The sequence below is a fragment of the Psittacicella hinzii genome, from assembly GCF_003585935.1.
GTDB classification, from domain to species: Bacteria; Pseudomonadota; Gammaproteobacteria; order Enterobacterales; family Psittacicellaceae; genus Psittacicella; species Psittacicella hinzii.
On record NZ_NRJG01000090.1, the window covers coordinates 1 to 2,883 of the forward strand.

Consider the following 2,883-nt stretch of genomic DNA (forward strand, 5'->3'; position numbering starts at 1 on the left):
AGTTAACTCTCTAAACTTTCGTTACTTATTAACTAAGTTCGAGAGATTAAAGGTACAACCTTCAATTAGATCTTACATGCACCGCCTGCACAATCATCGTCTGTACGATCTGATGCACCGTCATTAGTATTATGATAGTAAAGAGTTTTAATCCCTAATGAGTGGCATAGTAACAGATCTTTTAATAATTGTTGCATTGGGGTTTTATTACCAGGGAATTTAGCTGGATCGTAGTTAGTATTAGTAGAGATCGATTGGTCTACGAATTTTTGCATAATTGCCACTAATTCTAAGTAACCACGATTTGATGGCCAATCCCATAATAATTCGTAATTGTGACGTAATTTTTGTACTTCTGGTACTACTTGACGTAAGATTCCGTCTTTCGATTGTTTAATAGTTACATAACCACGTGGTGGTTCGATACCATTAGTTGCATTCGAAATTTGTGAAGAAGTTTCAGAAGGCATTAATGAAGTTAGCGTCGAGTTACGTAAACCGTGACGTAAGATTTCAGTACGTAATTCTTCCCAGTTGTAGTGTAATTTTGCATCTGGGTACACTTTATCTACATATTTAGTGTAGTGGTCGATTGGTAATAGACCTTGCGCCCAACGTGTATCATCGAAATAACCACAACGACCTTTTTCTTTAGCTAAGTTCATTGAAGCTTGTAAGCAGTAGTACTGAATAGCTTCGAAAGTACGGTGAGTTAATTCTTTAGCTGAACCATCAGAATATTTCACACCATTTTTCGCTAAATAGTAAGCATAGTTAATTACACCAATACCTAAGCTACGACGGTTTTTGGTTGAAATTTCTGCTGCTGGCATTGGGTAGTTTTGGTAATCGATTAAAGAATCAAGAGCACGTACTACTAAGTCCGCTAGTTCTTCATATTCGTCAAGATTGTCAATTACCCCTAGGTTAAATGCAGAAAGAGTACATAAAGCAATTTCACCTTCAGGATCGTTAATATTATTTAACGGTTTAGTAGGTAAAGCAATCTCTAAACATAGGTTAGATTGACGAATCGGAGCTTTTTTCGGATCAAACGGTGAGTGCGTATTTGTATTATCTACGTTGTGGATATAAATACGACCGGTTGAAGCACGTTCTTGCATTAATGAAGAGAATAAATCAACTGCTGGCACGGTATTACGTGGAATTGAAGTATCAGCTTCATACATTTCATATAAACGCGCAAATTCATCTTGATCTTCAAAGAAAGCATCGTAAAGTCCAGGTACATCTGATGGACTAAATAATGAAATAATGCCGTTTTTCGTTTTTAGACGGTTGTATAAGAAACCGTTAATTTGTACCCCGTAGTCTACTTGACGCACACGGTTATCTTCTACCCCACGGTTATTTTTAAGCACTAATAGCGATTCAGCTTCTTTATGCCATAAAGGATAGAAAATAGTTGCTGCACCACCACGTACACCACCTTGTGAACATGATTTAACAGCCGCTTGGAATAGTTTATAGAATGGGATACAACCAGTGTGGAAAGCTTCACCACCGCGAATTTTTGAACCAATACCACGGATACGACCAGCATTAATACCAATACCAGCACGTTGTGATACATATTTCACAATTGCAGAAGTTGTAGCATTAATTGAATCTAGGCTATCGTCACATTCAATTAACACACATGAAGAGAATTGACGCGTAGGAGTTCTCACTCCAGCCATAATTGGTGTAGGTAAGCTAATTTTAAATGTAGATACAGCGTCATAGAAACGACGTACGTAATCTAAACGCGTTTCTTTTGGATAATCAGCAAAAAGACAAGCTGCAATTAAAACGTATAAGAATTGCGCTGATTCGTAAATTTGTTTAGATACACGGTCTTGTACTAAATATTTACCTTCTAATTGCTTAACACCTGCATAAGCAAAGTTTAAGTCACGACTATGGTCAATAAATTCGTCCATAGCGTCAAATTCTTCTTTGCTATATTTTTCAGTTAATTCTTGATCATAACGACCTAAAGCCACTAATTTAGTTACATGGTCATATAATTTTGGTGGCTCAAATCTACCATAAGCTTTTTTACGTAAATGGAATACTGCTAAACGTGCTGCTAAGTATTGGTAATCAGGACTTTGATCTGAAATTAAGTCAGCTGCAGATTTAATTAATAACTCATGAATATCAGAAGTTTTCATACCATCTGCAAATTGCACTTGCGAACGTAATTCTACTTGCGAAACAGATACATCTTCTAAACCTTCGGCTGCCCATGTTACAACACGGTGGATTTTTGCAATATCTAAAGGTTCACGTCGACCATCACGTTTAGTTACATAAATTTGCTCGATCATCGAAATTCCTTAAAATGGGTAGGTTTAGTAAAAAGCAGGGTAATTAGGCCTTTTTAGAGTTAATAATACTCTCTATGTGTTCTAATGCTATTACCTTTCAAAGTTAATGCTTAAAACAAACCTAGAGAGAACTGATAACAATAAATTAACTACACCACTCTTATGTCTATCTATCCTATATAAATACTAATTTTAATAAGAGTTGCTTTTTATAAGGGTTAAAGGCTTATACAGCCTAGGAACACTATGTGCTCAGGTTATATTTTTAATCTTTATTTTTATCTTTAACCTGTTCACGGGTTCATTATACTCAAAAAAAATTTTTTGCCTACTACTCAATTTTAGCCTTAATTATTTTGCTAATTTTTTGCTTTAACACCGAGCGAACAATAAGATCAACAAAATAAACCTCTAGAAATCAAGAGTTTATAAAATTAATTATTTACTACTATACAGAAAAAACGTCTAAATGCAAATTTAAACAATAAATAGCAGTAAATTACAAAATCAAACTATAGTTCTAAAATTAAAAGAATAGACGTCTTAAAAC

Annotated in this window: 1 protein-coding gene; it reads right to left on the minus strand. The window is 34.8% G+C overall.

What is annotated here, in order from left to right; all coding sequences use genetic code 11:
• Positions 1–65 precede the first annotated feature (65 nt).
• On the minus strand, positions 66–2,333 hold the full coding sequence (gene nrdA / locus CKF58_RS05105; RefSeq protein WP_119531633.1) for a class 1a ribonucleoside-diphosphate reductase subunit alpha: 2,268 nt from the start codon (positions 2,331–2,333) through the stop codon (positions 66–68).
• Positions 2,334–2,883 lie beyond the last annotated feature (550 nt).